This window comes from Nonomuraea sp. NPDC023979 (assembly GCF_040639085.1).
Classification (GTDB): domain Bacteria; phylum Actinomycetota; class Actinomycetes; order Streptosporangiales; family Streptosporangiaceae; genus Nonomuraea; species Nonomuraea ceibae.
In genome coordinates, this window is the sequence record NZ_JBEZZG010000007.1 from 183705 (window position 1) to 209335 (window position 25631).

Below are 25631 nucleotides of genomic sequence, written 5' to 3' on the forward strand. Positions count from 1 at the left end.
GTGTGAGGAGGGTCACACTTGGGTAACGAAACCCGCTGCTCCGGCGGGGGATGAGGACCTGACTCCCGGCGTGTCTGATCTTTACTCGCTTACTCAGGCTTTGCCATTACGTGACTTTTCGGCGTAACTTCTGGCGTCGCGGCGTTCCAGCCAGGACGCCCGCCGGTCACCATCGGGTCCCCCGATGTTCGACAGAGAGAATCATCCGCCGGTCACCGCGGCCAGCGCCCCCGAGGCGCGAAGACGCGGCGGTGGCCTGCCGAGTCCGTGCAGCCAGGAGGCACGGAGCCGGGGACCCAACGATCCCGTACGCGGTGATCAGGGGTGAATCGGCGCGTTCAGCGCCGTAGGGCGACTTCCAGGCCCGAATCCGTCAGCTAACCCGGTAGGCGTTCGTGGAAGCCCCTAGGAGCAATCCTGTCTACCCTCTCGCACAACCCCCGTCTGTCCCGTCTCGCCCTGAGTGGCGTAGCGCTGATCACCGTGACGGCCGGAGGTCTGGTCGTCCACGCCCCGGCGGCGCAGGCGGCGACGACGAATGAGTTCGCCACCACTGCGGTGACCAAGACGGAGAAGTCCGTCAAGTCGTCGAAGGTGGCCAAGGTCGCTCGGCAGAAGGCCAAGGCCCGCAAGGCCGTGGCCGTGGCCAAGAAGCAGATCGGCGACCCGTACCGTTACGGCGCCACCGGCCCCGGGTCGTTCGACTGCTCGGGCCTCGTCCAGTACGCCTGGAAGAAGGCCGGGGTGAAGATCCCGCGCGTGACGAACAGCCAGTTCGCGCGCATCAGGAAGAAGGTCTCCTACAAGCACCTGCAGCCGGGTGACCTGATGTTCTTCCGCGGGCTCGGGCACGTGGGCATGTACGTCGGCGACGGCAAGATGGTCCACTCGCCGAGAACGGGCCAGCGCGTGCGTGTCGAGAAGCTTCGCGGCTGGCGCAAGGCGTCGTTCGCGGGCGCGGTGCGTCCCGGTCTGTGACCTGCGCCGAAGGCCCCGTCCCCGACCCGGGACGGGGCCTTCGGCCTTCCCGGGCGACGCTCAGGATCGGCGGCTACGATCGGGCAGCGTGTCCGACAGGGGGTCCGGCAGCGGGCCTGGAAATGGGCCCGGCAGCACGTCCGGCAAGGGGCTCGGCGGCGCGCCCGGCGGCGCGCCCGGCAGAGCGCCCGGCAGCACGTCCGGGAGGGTGTCCGAGTGGATGCGCCGGCGGGTCGTGCCGGTGGTGCTGCTGGTTGTCGCGGCGTTCCTGGCCGGTGGGTCCGGCCCGGTCCCGGGGCCGGGAGGCGCCGCCATCGAGGCGGGGGTGCTCGCCGGCGTGCGGGCGCGCTGGGGCGACGGGCTCGACGTCGTACGCGGTGAGCGGTCGCTCGTCGCCGGGCAGGACGCGCCCCCCGGGCTGCTGGCGGACCTGGCGCGCCGGGCCGACACCGCGGGACGGCGGGTCGGGGGAGTGCTGGGCGGCGACGTCCGGGCCGTGGTCCTGGTGCCCGCCTCGGCGCGGGAGGCCGCCGCGCTGGCCGGCGTCGCGTCGGTCGACGGGCTGGCGGCGGTGGCCGACCGGGGACGCGTGATCGTGGTGCCCGAGCACTTCGCCCGGCTCACCCCGGTCGGGCGTGACGTCGTGCTGGCGCACGAGCTGACCCACGTGGCCGCCGGGACCGACGGGCTGCCCGTCTGGCTGTACGAGGGCTTCGCCGACTACGTGGCCTACCGGGACGCCGGGCTGCCCGTCGAGGTGGCCGCCGCCGAGTTGGCCGCCGAGGTGCGGGCCGGGCGGACGCCGTCCGATCTGCCGGACGGGGCCGACTTCGTCCCCGGGGCCGACGCGGGCCGGCTCGCCCGCGCGTACCAGGAAGCCTGGCTGGTGTGTCGCTTCGTCGCCGCGCGCTGGGGTGAGAAGAGCCTGGTGAGGCTCTACCGTGATGCCCAGACGTACGGCGCCGGCCGGGCGCTGGCCTCGCTGGGGCTCTCGGCGGGCACGCTGACCCGGCTGTGGCGCGCGTACGTCCGGGACCGACTGGCGTGAGGGGACGCGACATGGACGACCGGCAGGAACGGCGCGAGACGACCGAACAGGACGTCGGCCCGCCCGCCACCCGCGCCCTCCAGAGGGCGGACGTCGCCGAGCCGTCGCCCGAGACGGGGGACGAGGACGTGGCCGGGGACGGGGACGGGCACGTGACAGGCGACGGGGGCGGGCGTGAGGCGAGGCTGCGGCGGGAGGCCGGGGCCGGGCTGGCCGTGCTGGGGGCGGTGATCGCCGGGGTGGTGGCGTTCACGACGCCGTGGACGGCGCTGCCCGCCGGGGCGCCCGAGGTGATGCCCGACCCGGCGCGTGACTTCGGCGCCGCCGAGATCGCCCGCTCGCAGGCGTTCGACGCGGCCACCAGCGTGCCGAGCTACCTGTCGCTGGGCGTCACGCTGGTGTTCGCCGGGCTGCTCGTGGCCACGCCGCTCGGCGCGAGGCTGCTGGGATGGCTGCGGGGCCCGTGGTGGGCGCGGGTGCTGCTGGGCGTCCTCGTGCTCACGGTGATCGAGGAGGCCGTACGGTGGCCGCTCGGCATGTGGTTCGAGGGCACGCTGCGCGACTTCGGGCTGTCCACGCAGGACTGGGCGGCCTGGACGGGCGACCGGCTCAAGAGCGTCGGCATCAACGCGGCCCTGCTGGCCGTCATGGTGCTGGCCGTGGTGGCGCTGGCGCGGCGGGTCCGGCGCTGGTGGATCCCGGCCGCCGCCGGGGCGTTCGCGCTGACCGTGGGGGCGTCGTTCGTCTACCCGGTGGTGTTCGAGCCGGTGTTCAACGACTTCCACGCCATGCCGGACTCGCCGCTGCGCGCCAACCTGATGGCGATGGCCGAGCGTGACGGGGTGCCGGTGGAGGACGTGCTGGTGGCCGACGCCTCGCGCCGGACGACCGCGCTGAACGCCTACGTCTCGGGGTTCGGCGCGACCCGCCGGATCGTCGTCTACGACACGCTGCTCAAGGCGCCGCCGCGTGAGGTGGAGCTGGTGGTGGCGCACGAGCTCGGCCACGCGAAGAACCGCGACGTCCTGCACGGCACGCTCGTCGGGGCGCTCGGCGCGGCGCTGGGGGCGGTCCTGCTGTTCCTGGTGTTCGGAGCGGCACGGCGGCGTACGGGCGGCGCGCCGATCACCGATCCCCGGGCGGTGGGCGTGGTGCTGGGGCTGATGACGCTGGCGACGTTCCTGTCCGGCCCGGCGCAGAACGTGATCAGCCGCCACATCGAGGCCAGGGCCGACGCGCACGCCCTGGACCTGACGGGCGACCCGGCCACGTTCGTCGCGATGCAGAAACGCCTGGCAACAGCCAATATTTCCGACTTGTCGCCAGATGCGGTGGAATATGTGCTCTATGCCTCCCATCCCACGGCTGCCCAGCGGATCGCCATGGCCCGCTCCTGGGCCGAGCTGAACGGCCGCCCCCAGCCGTGAGCGCACCTCGCCGGGTGGTCGTCGTCACCAACGACTTCCCGCCGCGCCCCGGCGGCATCCAGTCGTTCGTGCACGGCCTGGCCCTGCGCACCCCCGGCGTGGCCGTCTACGCCCCGGCCTGGCCCGGCTGCGCCGAGTTCGACCGGCGGCAGCCGTACCGGGTCGTCCGGCACCCGGGCCGGCTGATGCTGCCGACGCCCGCCGTCGCCCGGCGGGCTGCGCGGCTGGTGGCCGAGCACGGCGCCGACACCGTCGTGTTCGGCGCGGCGGCGCCGCTCGGCCTGCTCGCGCCGCGCCTGCGCGCGGCTGGCGCGCGGCGGATCGTCATGCTCACGCACGGCCACGAGGCGTCCTGGGCGGGCGCGCCGGGGTTCCGCTCGGTGCTGCGCCGCATCGCCGGCCACGCCGACGTGGTCACCTACCTCGGCCCCTACACCCGCGCCCGGCTGGCGCCGGTCGTCCCCGAGGACAAGCTGGTACGGCTGGCCCCCGGCGTGGACGTGACGCAGTTCCGGCCCGACGTGGAGCCCCGGCGGCCCGGCGGCGGGCCGGTGGTGGTGTGCGTGTCCCGGCTGGTGCCGCGCAAAGGGCAGGACCAGCTCATCAGAGCCTGGCCGAGGGTCCTGCGCGAGGTGCCGGGCGCGGTGCTGCTGCTGGTCGGCGGCGGCCCGCACCGGCGCAGGCTGGAGCGGCTGGCCGCGGGCAGCCCGTCGATCGTGTTCACCGGCAGCGTCCCGGCCGCCGACCTGCCCGGCTACTACGCGGCCGGCGACGTGTTCGCGATGCCGTGCCGTACCCGGTGGGGCGGGGTCGACGTGGAAGGGCTCGGGATCGTGTTCCTGGAGGCGTCGGCGACGGGGCTGCCGGTGGTGGCGGGCGCGTCCGGAGGCGCGCCCGAGGCGGTGCGGCACGGCGAGACCGGCCTGGTCGTCGACGGCCGCGACACCGGGGAGGTGGCCGCGGCCCTGATCGAGCTGCTGAGCGCGCCCGAGCGGGCGCGGAAGCTGGGCGAGGCCGGCCGCGACTGGATCGCCGCCGAATGGTCGTGGGACCGGGTCGCCGACCGCTTCCGCGCCCTGCTGTGATCCTCCCTGCCTGATCACCCCTTCGTGGACCCGAGCGTGAGCCCGGCGACGAACTGCTTGTGCAGGAGCTGGAAGACGATCAGCGTCGGCAGCGCGACCAGCACCGACCCGGCCGCCAGCAGGTTGTAGTCGGTGAAGAACTGGCCGCGCAGGTTGTTCAGCGCCGAGGTGACGGGCAGCTTGTCACCCGACGACATGAGCACCAGCGCCCACAGGAAGTCGTTGTACATCCAGGTGAACTGCAACGTCGCCAGCGCCGCCAGCACCGGGCGGCACAGCGGCAGCGTCAGCTTCCAGTAGCGCCGCCACACGCTCGCCCCGTCCACCAGCGCCGCCTCGGTGATCTCCTCCGGGATCGTGCGCATGAAGTTCGCCAGGACGAACACGCAGAACCCGAACTGGAACGCCACATGGATGAGGACGAGCCCCAGGTAGGAGTCGTACAGCGCCTGGGAGTCCGACAGCCACAGCGGCAGCGGGACCAGCGTGTAGAGCGTGTAGAGCGGGGTGATGAGCACCTGCGGCGGCAGCAGGTTGCCCGCGGTGAAGACGATGAGCAGGGTCCGGCGCCCGGGGATCCTGGCCCGGGCGATGGCGAAGGCGGCGAACGAGGCCAGGAAGAGCGTCAGCAGCAGGGCCGGGATTACGATGATCAGCGTGTTGAGGTAGTAGCGGGGCAGCTCGGCCTGGCTCCACGCCTGCCCGTAGTAGTCCAGCGTGAGGCTTTCGGGCAGCGAGAAGTAGCCGAGCCTGGCCGTCTCCTCGTACGGGCGCAGCGAGGCGTACACGGCCAGCGCCAGCGGCAGCAGCCAGCCCAGCGCCACCAGCGCGAGGAAGGCGTGCAGCAGGACGCGCAGCGGCCTGGCCCGCCGCCGGGCCGGGGCGAGGGCCGTCATCGTTCCTCCCTGAACAGCTGCGACAGGTACGTCACGATGAACCCCAGCGAGATCACCAGCAGCACCACCGCGATCGCCGAGCCGAACCCGATCCGGCTGGCCTCGCCCACGATGTTCTCCGTGACCAGCACCGACAGCAGTTCGAGCCCGTTGCGGCCCTTGTTGATCGCGTAGACGATGTCGAACGCGCGCAGCGCCTCGATCACCGTGATCACCAGCACGATCACGTTGACCGGCCGCAGCGTCGGGAACACCACCCGGAAGAACGTCTGCGCCTCGTTGGCCCCGTCGATGGCCGCGGCCTCCTTCAGCGCCGGGTCGACGGCCTTCAGCCCCGCCAGGTAGATGATCATCACGTAGCCGACGTGCCGCCAGGCCGCCGCGACCATGACCACCCAGATGTTGACCGACCGGTCGCCCAGCCAGTCGACCGACAGCCCGGTGACCGCGTTCAGCACGCCGTAGTCGGTGGAGTAGACGAGCTGCGCGATGAACCCGACCACGGCCAGCGACAGCACCACCGGCAGGTAGAGCGCGCTCTGGTAGAACCGCGACAGCCGCAGCCGCCGGTCCAGCAGCACCGCGCAGAACAGGCCGAACGGGGTCGCGACCAGCCCGAGGAAGCCCAGCCACAGGACGTTGTTGCGCACGGCCGACCAGAACGGCGGATACTCGCCGGCCAGGTCGCCGTAGTTGCGCCCGCCGACCCACTCGATCGGCCCGAAGCCGTTCCAGTCGGTCGCGGACAGCACCACGGAGGCGAGCGTGGGCCCCCAGACGAGGCCCACGCTGGCGATGACGGCCACCCCCAGCCCGATGACCAGCACGGTCACGTCGCGGGCGGAGTAGCGACGGGTCTTGACGGCCATCAACGGAAGATGTTGGCCTTCTGCTTCTCGATGGACACGAGTAAGGAGTCGATCTCGGCAGGTTTGTCGATGAACGACTGCAGCGACGGGATCATCACGGTGGAGGCGAAGTCGGGCCGGGTGTCACGGTCGAGGAACTGGGCGATGTGCGACGCCTGCGAGACCAGCTCGGCGCCGCGCTTCTGCAGCGCGCTGTAGCCGCTGGTGTCGGCCTTGGAGCTGGCCGCCAGCGTGCCGGGGTCGGCCTCGGTGGCCACGTTCTGCGCGGCCGCCTGGGCGAAGTGCTTGATCAGCGCCTTGGCGCCGTCCACGTTCCTGGCCTTGGCGGAGACCATGTAGCCGTCGATGGGCGCGTCGATCGAGTCGGTGCCGTAGGCCGGGTTGATCTCGGGGAACGTGAAGAAGTCCAGGTCGTCCCGGTCCGCCTCGGGGAACTGCTGGGCGACGAACATGCCGAGCAGGTACATGCCGGTCTTCTTCTCCGCCAGCGACTGCGCGGCCTCCTGCCAGGTGCGGCCCAGCGCGGCCGGCTGGTGGTGCTCCAGCAGCCCGCGCCACGTCTCGAACACCTGCTTCACCCGGGGATCCGTCCACGACTCCTTCCCCGCCATGAGCGCGATGTGGAAGTCGTAGCCGTTCGTGCGCATGTTGATGATGTCGAACGTGCCCATCGCCGGCCAGCCGTCCTTGTCGGCGAACGCGATCGGGACCAGCCCGTCGGCCTTCATCCGCCGCGACAGCGCCGTCAGCTCGTCCAGCGTCTTCGGAGGCTCGTACCCCTTCTCCTCCCACACGCTCTTGCGGTAGAAGACCGCCCACGGATAGTACGTGAACGGTACGAAATACTGCTTGCCGTCGGTGCCCGTCGACGCCGCCTTGAAAGCCGGGGTGTAGTCGGCCCCGATCTCCCGCCACACGTCCGAGATGTCCGTCGCCAGGCCCTGCTCGGCGAAGAACTGCATCCGGTATCCCGCGAACCAGGTGAACACGTCGTCCGGGGTGCCGCGCAGGTAGCGGTTGATGTTCTCCTGGAAGGTGTTGTGGTCCACCGTGTTGACCTTCACCTGGCCGGAGGTGAAGCCTTTCAGCACGGTCTCCAGTGACTTCTTCGGCACCTCGTCCGAGGCGTTGGACCCCAGCGTCACGGCGCCGGCGGCCGTGTTGCCGGTCGTGCTGCCGCCGGGCGCGGGCGCGCCGGAGCCGCACCCGGTCAGGACGGCGGGCACGCCGAACGCTGCGGCGGCCCCTATCAGGAGATTGCGGCGGGAGAGTGGCGGACGTTGGTCCATGATGGTTCCTCCTTGCCGGACCCTCAAGTTCCCCCGAGTTCACTCACCCTTCATCGAAAACGCACCATTTCAAACTGTCAACGTGTGCGTTTCCGCCCCACGAACGCCGAAGAGGCCGCCGGACCCGCTCCCGCGGGCCGACGGCCTCTCAGCTGACCGGCTAGTTACAGGCGCTCGGGTCGCTCAGCCTGCGCTGGATGTCGACCAGGATGCCCATCATGTCGTTCTGCGTCTTCTGCATGGTCTCGAACCGGCGGTCCATCGTCTCGAACCGGCGGTCGACCGCTTCGAACCGGCGCTCCACGGCCTCGAAGCCCGCGTCGACCTTCTCCTCCAGGCGGTCGACCTTGACCTCCAGACGCTCGACCCTGACTTCCAGGCGGTCGACCTTGACCTCCAGGCGCTCGACGCGCTTGTCGAGCAGGGTGACCTTTCCGTCGAGGGTCTTGACCCGGGCGGCGACGCCGTTGATCCTCTCCGTCAGATCCTGCGCGATTTCCATGACACTCACCATGGAGCTCTCCTACCTTCGGAGGCAGGGACCGGGGATGTTGGCGATCTCCGGTCCCGATGTCATCCAAAAGCTACTCCGCGTGTGCAGGCGACTCCATACGGTTTCTTGGCAATGCTGGAGCCCCAGCATTACCCGTACAGGGCCTCGATCTCGGGGTCGAAGTCGCGCATGACGAGGTTGCGCTTGACCTTGAGGGTGGGGGTCAGGTGGCCGCTCTCCTCGGTGAGGTCGGCGGCCAGGATCGTGAACTTCTTGATCTGCTCGGCCTTCGACACCATGGCGTTGGCCCGGTCGACCGCGCCCTGCACCTCGGCCAGGATGCGCGGGTCGGTGCGCGGGTCGGCGGGGCGGCCGTTGCCGGACGACCACTGCTCCAGCGCCTCGGGGTCGAGCGTGACGAGCGCGCCGACGAACGGCCGGCCGTCGCCGACGAGCATGGCCTGCGAGATGAGCGGGTGGGCGCGCAGGGAGTCCTCGAGCGGCCCGGGGGCGACGTTCTTGCCCGCGGCCGTCACCAGGATCTCCTTCTTGCGCCCGGTGATGCGCAGGTAGCCGTCGGCGTCGAGCTCGCCGACGTCGCCGGTGTGGTACCAGCCGGCCTCGTCGATCGCCTCGGCGGTGGCCTCGTCGTTGTTCCAGTAGCCGGCGAACACGTTGCGGCCCCGGGCCAGGATCTCGCCGTCGTCGCCGATGCGCAGCGTCACGCCGGGCAGCGGCTTGCCGACCGTGCCGATCTTGTTGGCGCCCGGCATGTTGACCGAGCAGGGGGCCGAGGTCTCGGTGAGCCCGTAGCCCTCGTACACCTCGATGCCGACGCCGCGGAAGAAGTGGCCGAGCCGGTCGCCGAGCGCCGATCCGCCCGAAACCGCCGCGGTGAGCCTGCCGCCGGTGGCCGCGCGGAGCTTGCCGTACACGAGCTTGTCGAACAGCGCCCGCCGCAGCCGCAGGCCGAGGGGGGCGCCGCCGGAGCTCTCGGCCTTGCTCCAGGCCACGGCCACGTCGACGGCGCGGGCGAAGATCTTGCCCTTGCCGCCCGCGATGGCCTTCTGCTCGGCGGCGTTGTAGACCTTCTCGAAGACGCGCGGCACGCCGAGCAGGAACGTGGGCTTGAAGTCCTGGAGGTCGGGGGCGACGTTCTTCATGTTCGGGGTGTGCGCCATGATCGCGCCCGCCTCGACGAGCACCACCTGGATCATCCGCGCGAAGATGTGCGCCAGCGGCAGGAACAGCAGCGCCGCCGGGTCCTTGGCGGCGAACAGCGGCTCCAGCGGCCCGCGCAGCACGTTGACGGCGGTGAACAGCAGGTTGTCGTGGGTGATCCGGCAGCCCTTGGGCCGGCCGGTGGTGCCCGAGGTGTAGACGATCGTGGCCAGGTCGGCGGCGCACACCAGGGAGCGCCGCTCGTGCACCGCGGCCTCCTCCACGTCGGCGCCCTCGGGGCCGGCGTCGACCCGCCACACGAGCTTGAGGTCGGGCGCGGCCTCGCGCACGGTCTCCTCGTGCGTGTCGAGCTCGACGAAGACGGCCTTGGCGCCGCTGTCGGCGAGGATCCAGCGGACCTGCTCGGCCGAGGAGGTCTCGTACACCGGCACGGTCACCGCGCCGATCGACCAGATCGCGTAGTCGATGAGCGTCCACTCGTAGCGGGTGCGCGACATCAGCGCCACCCGGTCGCCGTGCTCGATGCCGGCCGCGACGAGGCCACGGGCCAGCGCCACCACCTGGTCGCGGAACTCGCCCGCCGTGACGACCGGCCAGGCGTCGTCCTGCTTGCGGCGCATGACGACCCGGCCGGGCTCCTGCTCGCCCCGCCGGAACACGGTGTCGGGCAGGCAGGCGGCGGCAGGCACATCCACCAGCACCGGGACGCTGTACTCGCGCACGGATCCACTCCTAGTCGGGTGCACGCTTCTGGTATGCGCTGGACGTTACCGCGACAAGTTACGCGCCGGTAGGTTCGTCATCCAGACGTGATGAAGGGCATTCATCACGCTAGCAGCCGTTGTTCATAGGATCGGCCCATGAGGGTCCACGTGGTCAGTGACGTGCACGGCAGGGCGGACGCGCTGGCGCGGGCGGGCGACGGCGCCGACGCGCTCATCTGTCTCGGCGACCTGATCCTGTTCATCGACTACGACGACCACGCGCAGGGCATCTTCGCCGACCTGTTCGGCGCCGAGCAGGCCGCCCGGTTCATCGCGCTGCGCACGGCCAAGCGGTTCGACGAGGCCAGGGCCATGTCGACGGCGCTGTGGGCGAGCCTCGACGGCGACCCGCGCGAGCACATCGAGCGCAACGTGCGCGCCCAGTACCGCGACCTGTTCGCCGCCATGCCCGCGCCCGCCTACCTCACCTACGGCAACGTCGACATCCCGCGCCTGTGGGCCGACTACCTGCGCCCCGGCCACCGGGTGCTCGACGGGGAGACGGCGGAGATCGGCGGGCTGCGCTTCGGGTTCGTCGGCGGCGGGCTCAAGACCCCCTACCGCACCCCGTACGAGATCAGCGACGAGGCGTACGCCGCCAAGGTCGAGGCGCTCGGCGAGGTCGACGTGCTGTGCTGCCACATCCCGCCCGCCGTGCCCGAGCTGCTCTACGACGTGGTCGCCCGGCGCTTCGAGCGGGGGAGCGAGGCCACGCTGGAGCTGATCAGGCGGACCCAGCCGCGCTACGCCCTGTTCGGCCACGTCCACCAGCCGCTCTACCCGCGCCTGCGCATCGGCCGCACCGAATGCGTGAACGTGGGCCATTTCCGGGGAAAGGGCGTTCCGTACATCCTCGAATGGTGAACGGCCCAGTATCTTGGTCGCATGGCTGATCGCACCAGTTCGAGCATCGTCATCGACGCCGATCGCGCCGGCGTCATGGCGGTCATCGCCGACCTGCCCGCCTACCCCGAGTGGGCCGGCCAGGTGAAGAGCGCCGAGGTCCTGTCCACCGGCGCCGACGGCAGGCCCGAGTCCGTGCGGTTCGTCCTCGACGCCGGCATGATCAGCGACACCTACACCCTCGCCTACACCTGGAACGACGACCAGAGCGTGAGCTGGCGGGTGTCGGAGCCCGGCAAGATGGTCTCCCGCCTCGACGGCAGTTATCTGCTCGCCGACACGGGCAGGGGGATCGAGGTGACGTACGAGCTCGCGGTCGACCTCGCCGTCCCGATGATCGGCATGATCAAGCGCAAGGCGGAGAAGGTGATCGTGGACACCGCGCTCAAGGGTCTCAAGAAGCGCGTCGAAGGCCGCTGAGGTGAGCCCCCGCGTCCTGCTGTTCACCGGGAAGGGCGGCGTCGGCAAGACGACGGCCGCCGCGGCCACCGCCACGCTCGCCGCCCGGCGCGGGCTCAAGACGCTGATCGTCTCCACCGACACCGCCCACTCGCTGGCCGACGCGCTCGCCGTCGAGCCCGGCGAGGTCGCGCCCGGCCTGCACCTGCACCAGGTCGACACGCAGCGCTCGCTGGAGCGCCACTGGGGCGAGCTGCGCGACTACGCCCGCGGCCTGCTCGCCGAGCTGGGCCTGGACGAGATCACCTCCGAGGAGCTGACCGTGCTGCCCGGCGCGGAGGAGCTCATCGCCCTCATGGAGCTGCGCGAGCACGCCCGCGAGGGCCGCTGGGACGTCATCGTCGTCGACTGCGCGCCCACCGCCGAGACGCTGCGCCTGCTCGCGCTGCCCGAGGCGCTCGACTGGCACGTCAACCGGCTGATGCCGCTCGGCCGCCGGCTGCTGCGGGTCGCCGCGCCGTTCGTGCGCGGCGTCGCCCGCGTCAGCGCGCCCGGTGACGAGGTGGTCGGCGCCGCCGAACGCTTCCACCGCGGCCTGATGGAGGTGCGCGACCTGCTCACCGGCGGCCACGCCTCCGTCCGCCTCGTGCTCACGCCCGAGTCGGTGGTGCTCGCCGAGGCCCGGCGCACCCTCACGTCGCTCAACCTGTACGGCTACCGCGTCGACGCCGTCGTCGCCAACCGGGTCTTCCCCGCCGGTGACGCCGACCCGTGGCGCGCCCAGTGGGTGGAGGCCCAGAGCAGGCTGCTGGCCGAGGCCGAGGAGTCGTTCGCGCCGCTGCCCGTGCACGTCGTCCCCTACCTGCCCGCCGAGCCGGTCGGCAAGGAGGCGCTGGCCAGGCTCGGCGAGGCGCTCTACGGCGAGGCCGACCCGTTCGCCCCGCCCGCCGCGCCGCCGCCGCTGCGGCTGTCGGCCGACGAGCTCACGCTGGCGCTGCCGGGCGCCCGCCACGGCGACGTCGACCTGGCCCGCAAGGGCGACGAACTGATCATCACCGCCGGGCCCTACCGGCGCATCCTGGCGCTGCCCGCCGCCCTCGCCCGCAGGAAGATCAGCTCGGCGGTGCTCCGCGACGGCGCGCTCCGGGTACGGTTCACCTCGGAGGCGAAATCCGACGAAGCGCACGCGACGGGATGAGCGCCGCATCAGCCGGGAGGGCCACATGACCGACAACAACGACAGAGATCCCATCGGGACCGTCGCCGAAGAGGCGCGCAAGCTCTTCGACGCGATCCAGGGCCGGGCCACCCGCCAGGTCGGCAAGACCGTGTTCAACTCGTTCACGGGCGGTGGCGGCGGGCGGGAGCAGAAGGACGTCTGGGGCGAGGCCGTGTCCGAGCCCGAAGGCGAGTACGTCTGCAAGGCGTGCCCCTTCTGCCGCGCGATCGCGGCACAGCGCGAAGGCGCCACGAACCGGGCAGGCGAGGCGGCGGGCGACGTCGCCGGGCACATCATGGCCGCCGGCGGCGAGCTGTTCGCCGCCTTCCGCGAGGCGTTCGACGCGCTGAGCAGGCCCGCCCCCCGCCGGCCGCGCGACGAGCGCGACCGCGACCGCGACAATGTCGAGCACATAGACCTGGGATAAAAGGGGAAGGCGGGCAATGTTCACGATCGGTGTGGACATCGGCGGCACCAAGGTCGCCGCCGGTGTGGTCGACGACGACGGACAGATCGTCCAGCACGCGCTCAGGCCCACCGCCGCCGACCGGCCCGACCTGGTCGCCGAGACGGTCGCGGACGTGGTGCGCGAGCTCGCGGGCGACCGCGAGATCGAGGCCGTCGGCGTCGGCGCGGCAGGGTTCGTCGACGAGACCCGGTCGATCGTACGTTTCGCACCCAACCTCGCCTGGCGTGAGGAGCCCCTGCAGAAGAAGATCAGCGGGCTCGTCGGCCTGCCCGTGGTGATCGAGAACGACGCCAACGCCATGGCCTGGGGCGAGACCAGGTTCGGGGCCGGGCGCGGGCAGTCCCACGTGGTCTGCCTGACGATCGGCACCGGCATCGGCGGCGGCATCGTCTTCGACGGCCACCTCTACCGCGGCCACTGGGGCATGGGCGCCGAACTCGGCCACATGCAGGTGGTGCCCGACGGGCGGCTGTGCGGCTGCGGCCGCCACGGCTGCTGGGAGCAGTACGCCAGCGGCAACGCGCTCGTCGCCGAGGCCAGGGAGACCGCCGCCCTGCACCCCGAGCGCGCCCGGACGCTGCTCGGGCTGGCCGGCGGCCGGATCGAGGGCGAGGAGGTGACCGAGGCGGCCCGGATGGGCGACGAGGCCTCGCTCGCCGCCTTCGCCAGCGTCGCCGACTGGCTCGGCCAGGGCATGGCCGACCTCGCCGCCGTCCTCGACCCCGGGTGCTTCATCCTCGGCGGCGGCGTGTCCAGGGCCGCCGACCTGTTCCTCGACCGGGCCCGCGCGGCCTTCGAGGAGCGGCTCACCGGCCGGGGCCACCGGCCCGTCGCCGAGGTGCGGATGGCCGAGCTGGGCGCCTCGGCCGGCGTCGTGGGCGCCGCCGACCTCGCCCGCCGCCGCTGACCGCCGGCGGCGCCGCCGGGCCTGAGTCTGCCGCCGTGCCGGGCCCGCCCGGCCGTGACGTTCCCGCTGTCCCGGATGTCCGGGTGGTCACGTACAACCTGCATGGGCTCAGGGACGACGGGGCCGCGCTGGAGCGGGTGATCGCGGCGGCCCGCGCCGACGTGATCTGCGTCCAGGAGGTGCCGCGGCTGCCGCACCGGCGCCTGCGCTGGCGCCGCCTGATCGCGCGCCACGGGCTGCGCACGGCCGGCGGGCACACCAGGCGCGGCGTCGCGGTGCTGGCCGGGCCGCGCGCCCGGGTGCTGCACGCCGAGAGCCACGTGCTCAAGGTGTTCGCCGGGCTGGAGGCCCGCGCGCTGGCCGTGGCCGTCGTGGAGGTCGAGGGGGCGCGGCTGGCGGTCGGCTCGTTCCACCTCGACCTGCACGAGGCCGCCAGGACGTGCCACGCCGCCGAGGCGCTGGAGCTGACCGAGGCCGTCGCCGCCCGCCACGACGCCGAGGTGGTGCTGGGCGGCGACCTCAACGAGCACCCCTGCCGGCCGGCCTGGCGGCTGCTGGCCGCCCGCCTGGCCGACTGCCACGCCGCCGCGCCGCGCGGCGACGGGCTCACCTTCCCCGCCGCCAAGCCCCGCCATCGCATCGACGCCCTGTTCGCCGCGCGCGGGCTGCGTGTCGTGTCGTGCGGCGGCGTGGAAGCCGCGAGCCCCGACCTGACCGGGGCCAGCGACCACCTCCCGGTGCTCGCCGAACTGCGAGTCTTCCCCTAACGGGGCATCAGCGGCGTTCAGCCAATAGCATTTGATCCATGACCCGTCGCTATCAGCGGCGTGCGCTCTCCTTGACCTTGGCGACGTCCGTGGCCCTGTCCGGGGTCACGCCCGCCGCGCATGCCGAGCCCCGCCCCGCCGCCATCGACGCGTGGGAGCGGACGACGAGCGTGCGGCTGGTGGCCGACGGCTCGCTCTCCGACGTGCTTGCCCTGTCCTCCGGCGACGTGTGGGCCGTCGGCCAGCAGCAGATCTGGGACGTGTGGAAGAACCGCGGCACCATCCGCCACTGGAACGGCGAGCGCTGGAGCGAGGCCCCCATCCGCGACACCACCGGGGCGGGCAGCCTGCGTTCGATCTCGGCCGCCTCCTCCGGCGACGTGTGGGCGGCCGGCGACGGCCACGACGGCGTCCCGTTCATCGCCCGCGGCGACACGGGCGGCTTCGACCGCGTCCGGCCGGAGGGGCTGCGCAGCGGCGACTGGCTCGGCGGGATCGACGCGGCGGGCGAGCGGGTCACCGCCGTCGGCAGCCGCGATGACAAGGGCCTCATCGTCACCTGGCACGACAACGAGTGGACGTTCCAGCCGACCAAGGAGAAGGGCGCCCTGTACGCGGTGTCCGGTGGCTTCGCCGTGGGCGACACCGGGCGGGCGCCGCTGATCGTGCACCAGTCCGGCGGCGACTGGAAGAGCATGCCGGTGCCGTCGGTGCCCGGCGGCTACCTGCGTGACATCCACGTCGACAGCGGCAAGCGGGCGCTGGCCGTCGGCGGCGTCTACCACGGCCCCGGCAAGGTCGGCCCGCTCGCCCTGGCCTGGAACGGCAAGCGGTGGAAGCGGCTGTCGCTGCCGGTCAAGGGCGCCCGCCTCTACGGCGTCACCGGCGACGGCAAGGGCCGCTACTGGATCTCGGGCTACGACCCGGCGCGCGCCTCGCAGGCGTTCATGCTGCGCTGCGACAAGCGTTCGTGCGAGGTCCTGCGCGGCGCCGCCGCCGAGGGGCGCAGCAGCGTGCGGCTGCAGGCGGTCGCCTACCTGGCGGGCAGGCAGGCGGTGTGGGCCGTCGGGCACGCCGTCGACGACCAGGAGCGCTACACGGACGTGGTGGAGTCGTTCGGCCCGGGCCAGCCGGACGACCCCGACTCCTGACCCGGTCCTTCCGGGGCGCCGGTGCTCCAGAGCTGTCTAGAGCACCGCGCCGTCGTCCCAGCCGCCGTCGTTCGGCGGGCCGTCGCCCATACGCACCACCAGCGCCACGAAGCCGCCGATGAAGGCCGCCACCGCGGTGAACAGCGCCCAGCCCTCCATACGCCAGTCGGCCATCGCCGCCACCAGCAGGTAGGCGGGACCGCCGAACAGCGCCAGCCAGGCCAGCTTGGTCGGCAGGTCGAGCTTGGGCAGCGGGGGAGGAGGCGGCGGCTCGAAGTGACCCTCGTCCTCCTCGTCGCCCGGCGTGTCGCCCTCGTCACCCCGGTCCAGCGTGTCGCCGTCACGGGACTCGCGGGGCTCCCTGGGCTCCCCGTTCAGGTCGAGGTCGGCGAACTCCTCCGGTGGTTTCACCACCCGCCGCAGCGGTTCGGCGGGGACGTTCTCGCTGTCCGGCCATGGCTGATCAGCCGAGTCGCGCTCGGCCGTGTCGTTGAAGGACGCGACGATCTGCCGCCAGACCTCGTCCTCGTCACTCTGGGGCGTCACCTAGATGGGCCTCTCCACAGCGATCGCGACTTCCCCCTGGGTGCGATCAGTCCCTCTGCAAGGGTACCGAGGCATGTGTCCGGATGAAGTCGAGGCTCCCGGCAAAGATCCTGTCGGCATCGTTGTCAAGCGTCGCAACATGGTAGCTATCGGTAAGCTCCTCGATCGTGGCCTGGGGCACCTTCCGGCGGATGATCGCCACGCTGGCCGGTTTCACCACGTGGTCCTCGGTGCTGTGGAAGACCAGCAGCGGCTGCGTCACCCGTTCCAGGTCGGCCTGGACCAGGGACCAGAGGCGGGGCAGCGACGCGGCGGCCTTCACCGGGGTGCGCGTGTAGCCGAGCTCGGTCGCGCCCGGCTTCTTGATGTCGTTGGCCACGCCCGGCACCGAGGCGACGAACCACTTGAGCACCGGCGCCAGCCGCAGCAGCGGCACGTCGTTGGTGATCGACGGGTTGACCACCACGACGCCCCGGATGGCGTCGCCGTGCACCTCGGCCAGCCGCAGCGCCAGGCAGCCGCCCAGCGACAGCCCCGCCACGAACACCTCCGCACAGCGCCCCTGGAGGTCCTTGAACGCCTTCTCCACCTCGGCGTACCAGTCCTCCCAGCGGGTGTGGTTCATCTCCTGCCAGGTGGTGCCGTGCCCGGGCTGGCGGGGCAGCGAGACGCTGACGCCGTGCGCGGCCAGGTGCTCGCCCCAGGGGCGCAGCGACTGCGGGCTGCCGGTGAATCCGTGGCACAGCAGCACGCCGACCTGACCTGCGTGATGGTGATAGGGCTCAGCGCCTGGCATGAGCGGCATAACAGCTCCTCCATGCATTTTCATCCCCGAACTGCCCGATCGTCGCACGATCAGGGGCAATTGTGCGAGAGCTGGTGTAGGAGCATCGGGACCGGGATGGGAAGATGACTGTGCTCGCGCAGAGTGCTCGCAGACAGTCGCATGAGGAAGAGGTGGCCGGGTGTTCTACTGGGTGGTCAAGGCCATCTTGGCGCCGATCCTCCACCTCGTCTTCAGGCCGTGGGCGGAGGGCATCGACAACGTGCCCCGGCAGGGCCCCGCCATCCTGGCCGGAAACCACCTGTCCTTCGCCGACCACTTCTTCGGCCCGCTGCAGCTCAGGCGCAAGGTCATCTCCCTGGGCAAGTCCGACTACTTCACCGGGCGCGGCGTCAAGGGCTTCTTCACCCGGCTGTTCTTCAGCGGCGTCGGCACCGTGCCGATCGACCGGTCCGGCGGCAAGGCCAGCGAGGCGGCGCTCCGCACCGGCCTGCGCGTGCTGCGCGAGGGCAACCTGCTCGGCATCTACCCCGAGGGCACCCGCTCGCCCGACGGCCGCCTCTACAAGGGCAAGACCGGCGTGGCCCGGCTCGCGCTGGAGTCGCGGGCCCCGGTCATCCCGTGGGCCATGGTCAACACGTTCGAGATGATGCCGCCCGGCCGGCCGCTGCCCAAGCTCGGCATCCGGCCCGGCGTCCGGTTCGGCAAGCCGCTCGACTTCTCCCGCTACTACGGGATGGAGGACGACCGGCTGGTGCTGCGCGCGGTCACCGACGAGATCATGTACGCGCTGATGGAGCTGTCGGAGCAGGAGTACGTCGACAAGTACGCCGCCAGCGCCAAGGTCGAGATGGAGCGCGCCGCCCGCGCCGCGGCGGCGGGCTGACGGCCGCCCGCCCAGGTCAGTCGCGCAGGGCCTGCTCGGTCCTGCCCATCGCCTTGGTCATCGTCTCCAGCTCCTCGCGGGTGAGCCGGTCGATCAGATAGGCGCGCACCACTTCCACGTGCCCCGGGGCCACCTGCTCCAGGCAGCGCGTCCCCGCGTCGGTGAGCACGGCCAGCACGCCCCGGTCGTCGGACGGGCAGGTCGTCCGCTCGACCAGCCCCGCCTTCTCCAACTGGGTGATCTGGTACGTCAGCGCGCTCTTGGACACCACCACGCCCCGGGCGAGCTCGGTCATGCGCATGCGCCGGTCGGGCGCGTCGGCCAGCCTGACCAGGATCTCCCACTGCGGATGGGTCAGCCCCGCCGCCGCCTTGAGCTGCTCCTCGATGCGCCGTTCGAGCAGGTGGGCGGTGGAGAGGAACGCGCGCCAGGCCGCCGTTTCCGTCGGGTCGAGCCACCGGGTGTCACTCATCAGATCAGTCTACTTGTTGTTCACATTTGAACTTTCGCGGTAGAGTCTCGTTCAAATCTGTACGAACTTCAAGGAGTCAACATGCTTGACCGAGCGCGTAACATCGCACTGCTGCTCGCCCGGGTGGCCACAGGCGTGATCTTCCTCGTCCACGGCTACCAGAAGTTCGCCACCATGGGGATCGCCGGGACCACGCAGTTCTTCGAGTCGATCGGCATCCCGCTCCCCGGCCTCGCCGCCCCGCTCGTCGCCGTGCTGGAGGTCGTCGGCGGCATCGCGCTCATCCTCGGCGTCGGGCTGCCCGTCTTCGGCACGCTCCTCGCGCTCGACATGGTGGGCGCGATCTTCTTCGCCCACCTTCAGGCGGGCTTCGCCGTCGGCGACGGCGGCTACGAGTACGTGCTCGCGCTCGCCGCGGCCAGCCTGGCCATCGGCTTCACCGGCGGCGGCGCGCTGGCCCTGGACCGGATCCTCGGCCTGGACAAGAAGCTGGCCGGCAGCCGCGCCGCCTGACCGGGGCGACGCGGCACCCGGTCAGGACAGTTCGGTCAGGGCGGTCGGTCAGGACAGGTGGGCGCGGACCTCGCGGATGTGGTCGGGAGTGGTGCGGCAGCAGCCGCCGATCAGCGCGGCGCCCGCCGCCTGCCACTCCTTGGCCGCCTGGCCGTACTCCAGCGGGTCCGACAGCCCCAGCCAGCGGCGCCCGCCGGCGTCCCACGTCTCGCCCGAGTTGGGGTAGACGACGACCGGCAGCTTGCCGGTCAGCTCGGTGATCAGGCCGGGGATGTGGCGCGGCGCGGTGCAGTTGGCGCCGACGGCGACCACCTGCGGGTTGCCGGTGAACAGCGCCGCCGCCTCCGCGATCGGGGTGCCGTCGCTGATGCGGGCCGCGTCACGGCAGGAGAAGCTCACCCACGCCTTGACCGACGGCGTCTCGGCCAGCAGCCGGGCCAGCGCCCGCGCCTCGGCGTAGGAGGGAATGGTCTCGCAGGCCAGCAGGTCGGCCTGGGAGGCGGCCAGGATCTCCCAGCGCGGCCGGTGCCAGGCCAGCAGGCCGTCCTCGTCCAGGTCGTAGTCGCCGGTGTATTCGGCGCCGTTGGCCAGGAACGCCCCGTAAGGGCCGACCGAGGCGGCGACCAGCCCGCCGCCCGCCTCGTCACGGGCCTGCGCGGCCAGCTCGACCGACAGCCCGATCAGCCGCTCGGCCTCGGCCAGGTCCAGCCCCCGGCGCCGGAAGCCGGGGATGGACGCCTGGTAGCTCGCGGTGGTGGCCACGTCGGCGCCGGCGGCGAAGTAGTCGGCGTGCACCTGCCGGACGAGCCCGGGGTCCTCCAGCAGCAGCCTGGCCGACCAGAGCGCGTCGCCGAGGTCGGCGCCGAGCGCTTCGAGATGGGTGGACAGGCCGCCGTCCAGCACGAGTGTGGTCACCCGTCCAGAGTATGGTCCCCGGACGGGTGCGCGGGGCCGCCGCGCCCGCGTGCGCCGGCCCCGCCTTGCCCTTCCCTTGACGTGCCGCTGCCCCGGCTCAGGCGCGCTTCCAGAAGGGCCGCCGCGGCCCCTCATCCCCGGCCCGCCCCTCCGGCCCGGCCCCTCCACCAGGCCCGGAGCCGCCGCCGGTGGCAGGTCCGCCCAGCCCGGGGCCGCCCTCGGGGGCGGGGGCGTCGGGCCGGCCGGGGCCGCCCTCCGGGGTGGGGCCGCCGGGCCGGTCGGGGGCGGTCAGGGCGGTCAGGACCTCGATCGCCCGGCGGCGCAGCGCCTCCGGGTCGGCGCCCGGCCGCTCGGCCGCCTCCAGCTCGCGGGCCAGCGCCGCCAGCTCCGCGTGCCCGCCCAGGTAGGACGCCAGCGCCGCCAGCCGGGAGCCCAGGTCCGCCAGGTAGAGCACGTCCGGCACGGTCAGCGCCTTGAGCCGGTCCAGCTCGGCGGCGAGCTGCGCGCGGACCGTGTCGAGCCCGTGCGGCACCGGCCTGGCTCCCATCGGCGCGCTCCGCGCCGGTCCGGCCGCCATCGGCGCGGCGAACAGCGGCCCGCGCGCCGCCGCCATGACGACCGGGTCGCCCCCGCCGCCGGGGTTGAGCCCGGGAGCGGGCGCGGCCATGGCCCGCATCCCGCGCGGCGCCTCCGCCGCCATCCAGGCGAACCCGCCCGCCGGCGCCGGCATCTCCCAGCCGCTCGGCGGCTCGACCGGCTGGATCGCCCGGTGCTCCGGCGCGCCCTCGGCCACCTGCCTGCTGTCGACGGCCACGTACGCGGTGAAGCGGCACAGCACCCCGTGCTCCAGCGACACGCGGACGATCTCCGGCTCCAGCCCGTGCTCGCCCATCGCGTAGCGGTCCTCCAGCTCGCGCAGGTGCGCGCGCGCCCACACGGCGCGCAGCGCCGGGCTGCCGACGGCCGTCGCCTCGACCCGCTGCTCCCACGCCGCCCCGGCCGCCAGCCCGCGCACGGTCACCGCCGAGCCCTCCCGGCACCGCCCGAAGGCCCGCAGCGGAACGCCCGGGAAGATCGAGCCCAGGTGCGTGAGCGTGCCCGGCTCCACGTCCAGGCCCTTCAGCGACAGGTCCGTCACCAGCGGCGCGCCGATCCGGCGGTGGATCTGCTCCATCGCCGCGTCCAGCCGGTCCTCCGACTCCACCAGCTCGCACCGGCCCGCCCCCAGCCCGGCCAGCCTGCCCAGGAACGCCGCGTTCACCGCCCGGTCGATGCCCACCGCGTGCACCCGCATCGCCGACAGCGCGCCACCGGCCCGCTCCAGGATCTGGTCCTCGTTGCCCACCTGGCCGTCGGTCACCAGCACCACGACCCGCTCCCGGCCGCCGTCGCCGCCGCCCAGCAGGTCGATCGCGCGGCGCAGCGGCTCCAGCAGCTCGGTGCCGCCCCGCGCGTCGACCCGCGCCAGATGCTCCACCGCCCGGTAGCGGTTGCGGTCGCCGCCCTCCGCGAGCCCCTCGAACGCCTCCTCCACCACCGAGTCGAACGCCAGCACCGCGAACCGGTCCTGCGCCGTCAGCGTGTCGACGATCCGTGCCGCCGCCCGCCGCGCCGCCACCATCTTCCAGCCGGCCATGCTGCCCGACCGGTCCAGCAGCAGCACCAGGTCACGCGGCGCCCTCGGCGACTCCAGCGCCGGGGGCACCACCGTCAGCGCGAACGTGCCCGCGCCGTCCAGTTGCAGCGCCGTCGAGGCGTCGAACGCCATCCGCAGGATGAAGTCGCGGTCCAGCCGCTCGCCGGGACGCACCCGTACGACACCGCCGGCCTCCTCCACCACGTGCAGGCTGGACGCCAGCTCCCGCAGCTCAAGGCCGCCCGCGTCGACCTTGACCGCCAGCGACAGCCGCACCGGGTCCGGGAAGCCGGGCAGCAGCACCGGGGGACTGATCCTGGACGCGTCCGGCACCGCGTCCGTGTCGGGCGCCACCCCGTCGCCCGCCGCGGGCCCGTCCAGCGGCGTGCCCGGCACGTAACGCGGCGCCACCACCAGCGGGAACCGGAACGTGGCAGCCCCGTCCTCGTACGGCAGCGGCTGGCTCAGCTCCAGCCGCACCGTCACCCGCTCCCCGGGCAGGATGTTGCCCACCCGGATCGTGAACACGTCAGGCCGGTCCTCCTCGGCGATCGCCGCCCGCCGCCCCTCCCGCAGCGCCCGGTCGTAGTCGGCCCGCGCCTGACCGCGCTCCTTCAGCACGCCCTCCACGACCCGGTCGTCCGCCTCCATCCGGAACGCCGTCACCGCCGCCCGGTCCGGCAGCGGGAACACGTACGTGGCCTCCAGCGTGACGTCGAACGGGTTGCGGAACCCCTGCGCCACCTTCACCCCGGCGACCAGCCCGGACACCTCGGCGGACACGTCCACGCTCTCCAGCGGCAGGTTGCCGCGCCCGGTACGCAGCGCGCCGATCCCGGCGTCGGGCACCGGCGCGCACCGGGCGGGCTCGAGTGTCGTGATGTTCATGCCAGATTCCTCTCTTCGAGCACCGCGAGCAGCGGCTCCGCCGCCGCCAGCACGGCCTGGATGTCCTCGTCCGGCAGAGCCCGTCCCTCCACGAGCAGCGTCACCCGTTCGCCGAGCCTGACCCCCCACAGGGGCGAAGCCTCACCGGGACCGTGCCCACCGGCAGCTCCCTGGCCGCGCACCGCCGGACCCTCCGGCTCCTTCGTGGCGCCCGGCCCGCCCGCACCCCCGGACGGCGGCCCCGAGGGTGCCCGTGCGGGGGCTCGCGGTCCTGAGAGGCCCTGCGCCGCGGCCGGGGGCGCACCGGCCGGGGCGTCCTGGGCGTTCGGCAGGTCCCGGGGCCCGTCCGTCGAGGAGCCGGGGGCCGGGTGGCGGGTCCAGAAGCGGGGGCCGGGATCCGGGGTGAGGCGGGCCGCCTCCTCCAGCATGGCGTCCGTGGCTCCGGCGAGGGCCGTCTGGATGTCGGCGATGGACAGCCCGGCGGCCTGGAGGCGCTTGACGGCGACGAGCTGGAGCAGGTGCCTGCGCCCGTAGCGGGCGATCCGGCCCTGGCGGGTGAGGGGCGGGTCGACGAGGCCGATCGTGGTGTACCACCTGATCAGGCGCTCGCCCGGCACCTCGCGGACCCGGCCGTTGAGCGGCTGCGCCCGCGAGCGGAGCTGGGCGGCCGCGTGCTCCGCCAGCTCGCCGATCGTCCACGTCTCGCTCATGCCACCACACTGACACTGTCATTGTTGCACTGTCAAGAGCGGGGGGAATGAAGCCTGCTTCCCCGGGGAGAGGGAGGACATGTCTACGATTTCCGGCCCGATCAAGGGTGACGCGCAGAAGACCACCGCCCAGGCTCTCCAGGGCGCTCTCATCGACCTGATCGACCTGTCCCTGGTCGCCAAGCAGGCGCACTGGAACGTGATCGGCTCTCACTTCCGCCCCATCCACCTGCAGCTGGACGAGCTCACCGACCTGGCGCGCCAGCACACCGACGTCGTCGCCGAACGGCTCGTGGCGCTCGGCGTGAGCCCGGACGGCCGCGCCGCCACCGTCGCGAAGGCGACCAAGCTCCCGCAGCCGGAGCACGGCTGGATCGAGGACGGCAAGGTGGTCGCCACGATCACGGACGTCCTCGACGGCATCAGCAAGCGGATGCGCGAGCGCATCGACGCCACCGAGGAGCCCGACCAGGTGTCGCAGGACATCCTCATCGCCGTGACGCAGGACGTGGAGAAGCAGCGCTGGATGTTCCAGGCCCAGCGCTGACCCTGCCGAGGGACGAGATTCGAAACCGAAGCCCGGAGCCGGAGTCCCGCGCCCCGGGCTTTCGCGTGGCAGTTTGCGTACTGTTCGGACTTGGGGATCCTCCCCATTCACGTCGGTGCGGTGGACTAGCGTGGCATCAAGAGGGAGGCCTGACGATGTCCCGCAAGACTCTCCTCCGCACGGGCCCGATCCGGCAGAGCGGCGCGAGCCCGTACGGCCCGATCACCGAGCCGAGCCCCGGCGAGCCCGCGGCCCCAGGCGGCACAGGCGGCCTGGGCGGCCTGGGCGGTCAGGCGGGTTCGGGCGGTTCGGCGGGGCCGGGGCGGCCGGCCGTGCCCGGCGGGTTCCGGGGGCGGGTGGTGGCGCGCTCCGGCGGCAAGGTGGCCGGGCTGACATGGCACGCCGCGCCCGGCGCGGGCGCGTGCTTCCCCGACGGCCCCGGCTGGATCTACGTCTCCAACGCCGCGCTGCCGGTGGTCGGCGGCGCGTCGGCGCTGCGCTTCCGGCCCGACGGCAGCGTGGGCGGCGCCTACCGCATCCTGTCCGGCACCGAGGTCAACCGGGGCGGCGGCGCCACCCCGTGGCACACCTGGTTGTCCTGCGAGCTCGGCCACCGGGGCCGGGTGTTCGAGTGTGACCCGTACGGCATGCGCGCGGGCAGGCCGAGGCTGGCGATGGGACGGTTCGCGCACGGCGGGGCGGCCTGCGACCCCGGGCTCGGCGTCGTCTACCTGACGGAGGCCGAGCGTGACGGCTGCTTCTACCGGTTCCGGCCGGGCGACTGGGGCGACCTGACGGAGGGCACGCTGGAGGTGCTGTGCGGCTCCGGCACGTGGGAGCGGGTGCCGTCACCGGCCGCGCTGCTCAAGCCGGTCCGCCACCAGGTCGCGGGGGCACGCCGCTTCGACGGCGGCGACGCCTGCCACTACGCGGACGGCGTCTGCTTCCTCACCACCCGAGGCGACAGCATCCAAGGCGGTGGCGGGGCGTTGTGGGCGTACGACACGCGGACCGGCGCGGTGGAGCGGGTCTGCGACGGCGTCGGCGCCGTCACGGCCGCGCCCTCCGGTGACCTGTACGTGGCCCGCCGGGGGTCCCGGATCGACGTCGTGACGCCGGACCGGGAGATGGCGCCGTTTCTCACGCTCGACGGCGACGCCGAGCTGTCCGGCCTGGCGTTCGCGCCCGGCGGCGACCGGCTCTACTTCTCGGCCACGGCGGCGTCCGGCGAGGCGACCACGTACGAGGTGGCGGGCCCGTTCCGGAGCTGATCAGCTCAGGTAGCGCACCAGCATCACCTTGAGCTCCTCGACGAGCTCGGCGGCCCGCCGGGGGGTGGCGTCGCCGGCGAGCGGCATCACGGCCTTGACCATGGCCACCGCCATCGTGCCCATCATCAGCGCCCGCTCCTCGTCCAGCTCGGGGGAGCGGCGGCGCAGCATGGCGGCGACCTGGGCGGCGACGGCCTCGTGCAGCACGCGGGCGGCGGCGGCCAGCTTGTCGCCGGTCGCGCTGCCGTACAGCAGCGACCAGTAGGCGGGGCTGGCGGCCTTGAAGGCGACGCTCTCGTCCACGAGCGCGCCGACCAGCGCCTCCAGCGGCACGTCGGGTGTGACCGCCGCGAGCCGGGCCGCCCAGAACTCCTCCCGGTCGGTGGTGTAGCGGGTCACCAGGCCGTCGAGGATCTCCTCCTTGTTGCGGAAGAACTGGTAGAGCGAGCCCGGTGAGAGCCCGGCGCGGGCGGCGACCTGGTTGGTCGTCAGGTCCGGGTAGCCGACGTCGGCGATCACCAGCTCGGCGGCGTCGAGGATCTCCGCCATCCGTTTCAGCCCGCGCGCCTGCCGGCGCACCGCGCGTTCGGTCATGCGGTCTCCCCGTTGACAAATGC

At 72.8% G+C, this 25631-nt stretch carries 27 protein-coding genes and 1 riboswitch; of the genes, 15 read left to right on the forward strand and 12 right to left on the reverse strand.

The features are described from left to right. The first annotated feature begins 247 nt into the window (after positions 1-247). A riboswitch (cyclic di-AMP (ydaO/yuaA leader) is annotated at positions 248-407 on the forward strand. A 76-nt stretch (positions 408-483) separates the two neighbouring features. The 4 genes from AB0G11_RS16060 to AB0G11_RS16075 all read left to right on the forward strand — a co-directional run bounded on the left by AB0G11_RS16060 (position 484) and on the right by AB0G11_RS16075 (position 4538). Then, positions 484-978, forward strand: a complete 495-nt coding sequence (locus AB0G11_RS16060) for a C40 family peptidase (protein ID WP_357586499.1) — start codon at positions 484-486, stop codon at positions 976-978. 88 nt (positions 979-1066) lie between these two features. Beyond that, positions 1067-2026, forward strand: a complete 960-nt coding sequence (locus tag AB0G11_RS16065; protein WP_357586501.1) for a hypothetical protein — start codon at positions 1067-1069, stop codon at positions 2024-2026. An 11-nt stretch (positions 2027-2037) separates the two neighbouring features. After that, positions 2038-3453 carry a M48 family metallopeptidase gene (locus AB0G11_RS16070; protein ID WP_357586503.1) on the forward strand — a complete coding sequence of 472 codons (1416 nt, stop codon included), beginning with the start codon at positions 2038-2040 and terminating at the stop codon, positions 3451-3453. After that, the gene (locus tag AB0G11_RS16075; RefSeq protein WP_357586505.1) at positions 3450-4538 is read left to right on the forward strand and encodes a glycosyltransferase family 4 protein; all 1089 of its coding nucleotides are present in this window, start codon (positions 3450-3452) and stop codon (positions 4536-4538) included. The genes AB0G11_RS16070 and AB0G11_RS16075 overlap by 4 nt, the downstream gene beginning before the upstream one ends. A gap of 14 nt (positions 4539-4552) precedes the next feature. Here the strand turns inward: AB0G11_RS16075 and AB0G11_RS16080 are convergent, their stop codons facing one another. The 5 genes from AB0G11_RS16080 to AB0G11_RS16100 all read right to left on the reverse strand — a co-directional run bounded on the left by AB0G11_RS16080 (position 4553) and on the right by AB0G11_RS16100 (position 9989). After that, positions 4553-5434, reverse strand: a complete 882-nt coding sequence (locus tag AB0G11_RS16080) for a carbohydrate ABC transporter permease (RefSeq protein ID WP_357586506.1) — start codon at positions 5432-5434, stop codon at positions 4553-4555. Next, positions 5431-6303 carry a sugar ABC transporter permease gene (locus tag AB0G11_RS16085; RefSeq protein WP_219511184.1) on the reverse strand — a complete coding sequence of 291 codons (873 nt, stop codon included), beginning with the start codon at positions 6301-6303 and terminating at the stop codon, positions 5431-5433. Before AB0G11_RS16085 ends, AB0G11_RS16080 begins: the two co-directional genes overlap by 4 nt. Next, a complete protein-coding gene (locus tag AB0G11_RS16090; RefSeq protein WP_219511186.1) occupies positions 6303-7592 on the reverse strand; it encodes an ABC transporter substrate-binding protein in 1290 nt (429 codons plus the stop codon). Before AB0G11_RS16090 ends, AB0G11_RS16085 begins: the two co-directional genes overlap by 1 nt. A gap of 160 nt (positions 7593-7752) precedes the next feature. After that, positions 7753-8094 carry a hypothetical protein gene (locus tag AB0G11_RS16095; protein ID WP_357586508.1) on the reverse strand — a complete coding sequence of 114 codons (342 nt, stop codon included), beginning with the start codon at positions 8092-8094 and terminating at the stop codon, positions 7753-7755. Between the two features lie 140 nt (positions 8095-8234). Then, entirely contained in the window at positions 8235-9989 is a 1755-nt protein-coding gene (locus AB0G11_RS16100; protein WP_357586510.1) for an AMP-dependent synthetase/ligase, read from the reverse strand. A 138-nt stretch (positions 9990-10127) separates the two neighbouring features. Here AB0G11_RS16100 and AB0G11_RS16105 point away from each other — a divergent pair, with 138 nt between their 5' ends. The 7 genes from AB0G11_RS16105 (at position 10128) to AB0G11_RS16135 (ending at position 15846) form a co-directional block, all read left to right on the forward strand. Further along, positions 10128-10895 carry a metallophosphoesterase gene (locus tag AB0G11_RS16105; RefSeq protein WP_357586512.1) on the forward strand — a complete coding sequence of 256 codons (768 nt, stop codon included), beginning with the start codon at positions 10128-10130 and terminating at the stop codon, positions 10893-10895. A 21-nt stretch (positions 10896-10916) separates the two neighbouring features. After that, positions 10917-11354 carry an SRPBCC family protein gene (locus AB0G11_RS16110; RefSeq protein WP_219511194.1) on the forward strand — a complete coding sequence of 146 codons (438 nt, stop codon included), beginning with the start codon at positions 10917-10919 and terminating at the stop codon, positions 11352-11354. Position 11355: 1 nt separating this feature from the next. Beyond that, entirely contained in the window at positions 11356-12531 is a 1176-nt protein-coding gene (locus tag AB0G11_RS16115) for an ArsA family ATPase (RefSeq protein ID WP_357586514.1), read from the forward strand. Positions 12532-12556: 25 nt separating this feature from the next. Continuing rightward, entirely contained in the window at positions 12557-12979 is a 423-nt protein-coding gene (locus tag AB0G11_RS16120; protein ID WP_357586516.1) for a hypothetical protein, read from the forward strand. A gap of 16 nt (positions 12980-12995) precedes the next feature. Then, positions 12996-13928, forward strand: coding sequence for an ROK family glucokinase (locus tag AB0G11_RS16125; RefSeq protein ID WP_219511203.1), 933 nt, complete (start codon positions 12996-12998; stop codon positions 13926-13928). Positions 13929-14011: 83 nt separating this feature from the next. Continuing rightward, the gene (locus AB0G11_RS16130) at positions 14012-14695 is read left to right on the forward strand and encodes an endonuclease/exonuclease/phosphatase family protein (protein WP_357586518.1); all 684 of its coding nucleotides are present in this window, start codon (positions 14012-14014) and stop codon (positions 14693-14695) included. A gap of 38 nt (positions 14696-14733) precedes the next feature. Beyond that, entirely contained in the window at positions 14734-15846 is a 1113-nt protein-coding gene (locus AB0G11_RS16135; RefSeq protein ID WP_246646484.1) for a hypothetical protein, read from the forward strand. A 36-nt stretch (positions 15847-15882) separates the two neighbouring features. Here AB0G11_RS16135 and AB0G11_RS16140 read toward each other — a convergent pair whose 3' ends face one another. Together AB0G11_RS16140 and AB0G11_RS16145 are read right to left on the reverse strand one after the other, a co-directional pair. After that, a complete protein-coding gene (locus tag AB0G11_RS16140) occupies positions 15883-16392 on the reverse strand; it encodes a hypothetical protein (RefSeq protein ID WP_357586520.1) in 510 nt (169 codons plus the stop codon). 46 nt (positions 16393-16438) lie between these two features. Then, a complete protein-coding gene (locus AB0G11_RS16145; RefSeq protein WP_219514129.1) occupies positions 16439-17197 on the reverse strand; it encodes an alpha/beta fold hydrolase in 759 nt (252 codons plus the stop codon). A 160-nt stretch (positions 17198-17357) separates the two neighbouring features. Here AB0G11_RS16145 and AB0G11_RS16150 point away from each other — a divergent pair, with 160 nt between their 5' ends. Continuing rightward, positions 17358-18062, forward strand: coding sequence for a lysophospholipid acyltransferase family protein (locus AB0G11_RS16150; protein WP_219514132.1), 705 nt, complete (start codon positions 17358-17360; stop codon positions 18060-18062). Positions 18063-18078: 16 nt separating this feature from the next. On the opposite strand, the gene AB0G11_RS16155 is transcribed toward AB0G11_RS16150, so the two are convergent. Further along, positions 18079-18534, reverse strand: a complete 456-nt coding sequence (locus AB0G11_RS16155) for a MarR family transcriptional regulator (protein ID WP_357586522.1) — start codon at positions 18532-18534, stop codon at positions 18079-18081. An 81-nt stretch (positions 18535-18615) separates the two neighbouring features. Between AB0G11_RS16155 and AB0G11_RS16160 the strand changes: the two genes are divergently transcribed. Beyond that, complete coding sequence (locus AB0G11_RS16160; protein WP_219514135.1) at positions 18616-19047, forward strand: DoxX family protein; 432 nt, start codon at positions 18616-18618, stop codon at positions 19045-19047. A gap of 48 nt (positions 19048-19095) precedes the next feature. Here AB0G11_RS16160 and mmuM read toward each other — a convergent pair whose 3' ends face one another. The 3 genes from mmuM to AB0G11_RS16175 all read right to left on the reverse strand — a co-directional run bounded on the left by mmuM (position 19096) and on the right by AB0G11_RS16175 (position 23196). Next, complete coding sequence (gene mmuM / locus AB0G11_RS16165) at positions 19096-19962, reverse strand: homocysteine S-methyltransferase (RefSeq protein ID WP_308126110.1); 867 nt, start codon at positions 19960-19962, stop codon at positions 19096-19098. A 97-nt stretch (positions 19963-20059) separates the two neighbouring features. Beyond that, positions 20060-22486 (reverse strand): VIT domain-containing protein, encoded by a 2427-nt coding sequence (locus AB0G11_RS16170; protein ID WP_357586524.1) that lies wholly within the window; start codon positions 22484-22486, stop codon positions 20060-20062. After that, complete coding sequence (locus AB0G11_RS16175; protein WP_357586526.1) at positions 22483-23196, reverse strand: helix-turn-helix domain-containing protein; 714 nt, start codon at positions 23194-23196, stop codon at positions 22483-22485. Before AB0G11_RS16175 ends, AB0G11_RS16170 begins: the two co-directional genes overlap by 4 nt. Positions 23197-23275: 79 nt before the next feature. Here AB0G11_RS16175 and AB0G11_RS16180 point away from each other — a divergent pair, with 79 nt between their 5' ends. Together AB0G11_RS16180 and AB0G11_RS16185 are read left to right on the forward strand one after the other, a co-directional pair. Then, positions 23276-23743, forward strand: coding sequence for a DNA starvation/stationary phase protection protein (locus AB0G11_RS16180; protein WP_219514154.1), 468 nt, complete (start codon positions 23276-23278; stop codon positions 23741-23743). A 155-nt stretch (positions 23744-23898) separates the two neighbouring features. After that, on the forward strand, positions 23899-25014 hold the full coding sequence (locus AB0G11_RS16185; protein WP_357586528.1) for an alkaline phosphatase PhoX: 1116 nt from the start codon (positions 23899-23901) through the stop codon (positions 25012-25014). On the opposite strand, the gene AB0G11_RS16190 is transcribed toward AB0G11_RS16185, so the two are convergent. Further along, positions 25015-25608 (reverse strand): TetR/AcrR family transcriptional regulator, encoded by a 594-nt coding sequence (locus tag AB0G11_RS16190; RefSeq protein ID WP_219514164.1) that lies wholly within the window; start codon positions 25606-25608, stop codon positions 25015-25017. Between the last annotated feature and the right edge of the window lie 23 nt (positions 25609-25631).

Bases quoted from the DNA above. Each gene is read 5' to 3' on its own strand.
- AB0G11_RS16185 (WP_357586528.1), top strand. From the start codon at position 23,899: ATGTCCCGCAAGACTCTCCTCCGCACGGGCCCGATCCGGCAGAGCGGC.
- AB0G11_RS16155 (WP_357586522.1), bottom strand. From the start codon at position 18,534: ATGAGTGACACCCGGTGGCTCGACCCGACGGAAACGGCGGCCTGGCGC.
- AB0G11_RS16080 (WP_357586506.1), bottom strand. From the start codon at position 5,434: ATGACGGCCCTCGCCCCGGCCCGGCGGCGGGCCAGGCCGCTGCGCGTC.
- AB0G11_RS16105 (WP_357586512.1), top strand. From the start codon at position 10,128: ATGAGGGTCCACGTGGTCAGTGACGTGCACGGCAGGGCGGACGCGCTG.
- AB0G11_RS16145 (WP_219514129.1), bottom strand. From the start codon at position 17,197: ATGCCGCTCATGCCAGGCGCTGAGCCCTATCACCATCACGCAGGTCAG.
- AB0G11_RS16175 (WP_357586526.1), bottom strand. From the start codon at position 23,196: ATGAGCGAGACGTGGACGATCGGCGAGCTGGCGGAGCACGCGGCCGCC.
- AB0G11_RS16125 (WP_219511203.1), top strand. From the start codon at position 12,996: ATGTTCACGATCGGTGTGGACATCGGCGGCACCAAGGTCGCCGCCGGT.
- AB0G11_RS16190 (WP_219514164.1), bottom strand. From the start codon at position 25,608: ATGACCGAACGCGCGGTGCGCCGGCAGGCGCGCGGGCTGAAACGGATG.
- AB0G11_RS16110 (WP_219511194.1), top strand. From the start codon at position 10,917: ATGGCTGATCGCACCAGTTCGAGCATCGTCATCGACGCCGATCGCGCC.
- AB0G11_RS16120 (WP_357586516.1), top strand. From the start codon at position 12,557: ATGACCGACAACAACGACAGAGATCCCATCGGGACCGTCGCCGAAGAG.
- AB0G11_RS16070 (WP_357586503.1), top strand. From the start codon at position 2,038: ATGGACGACCGGCAGGAACGGCGCGAGACGACCGAACAGGACGTCGGC.
- AB0G11_RS16090 (WP_219511186.1), bottom strand. From the start codon at position 7,592: ATGGACCAACGTCCGCCACTCTCCCGCCGCAATCTCCTGATAGGGGCC.
- AB0G11_RS16180 (WP_219514154.1), top strand. From the start codon at position 23,276: ATGTCTACGATTTCCGGCCCGATCAAGGGTGACGCGCAGAAGACCACC.
- AB0G11_RS16085 (WP_219511184.1), bottom strand. From the start codon at position 6,303: ATGGCCGTCAAGACCCGTCGCTACTCCGCCCGCGACGTGACCGTGCTG.
- AB0G11_RS16160 (WP_219514135.1), top strand. From the start codon at position 18,616: ATGCTTGACCGAGCGCGTAACATCGCACTGCTGCTCGCCCGGGTGGCC.
- AB0G11_RS16170 (WP_357586524.1), bottom strand. From the start codon at position 22,486: ATGAACATCACGACACTCGAGCCCGCCCGGTGCGCGCCGGTGCCCGAC.
- AB0G11_RS16095 (WP_357586508.1), bottom strand. From the start codon at position 8,094: ATGGAAATCGCGCAGGATCTGACGGAGAGGATCAACGGCGTCGCCGCC.
- AB0G11_RS16135 (WP_246646484.1), top strand. From the start codon at position 14,734: ATGACCCGTCGCTATCAGCGGCGTGCGCTCTCCTTGACCTTGGCGACG.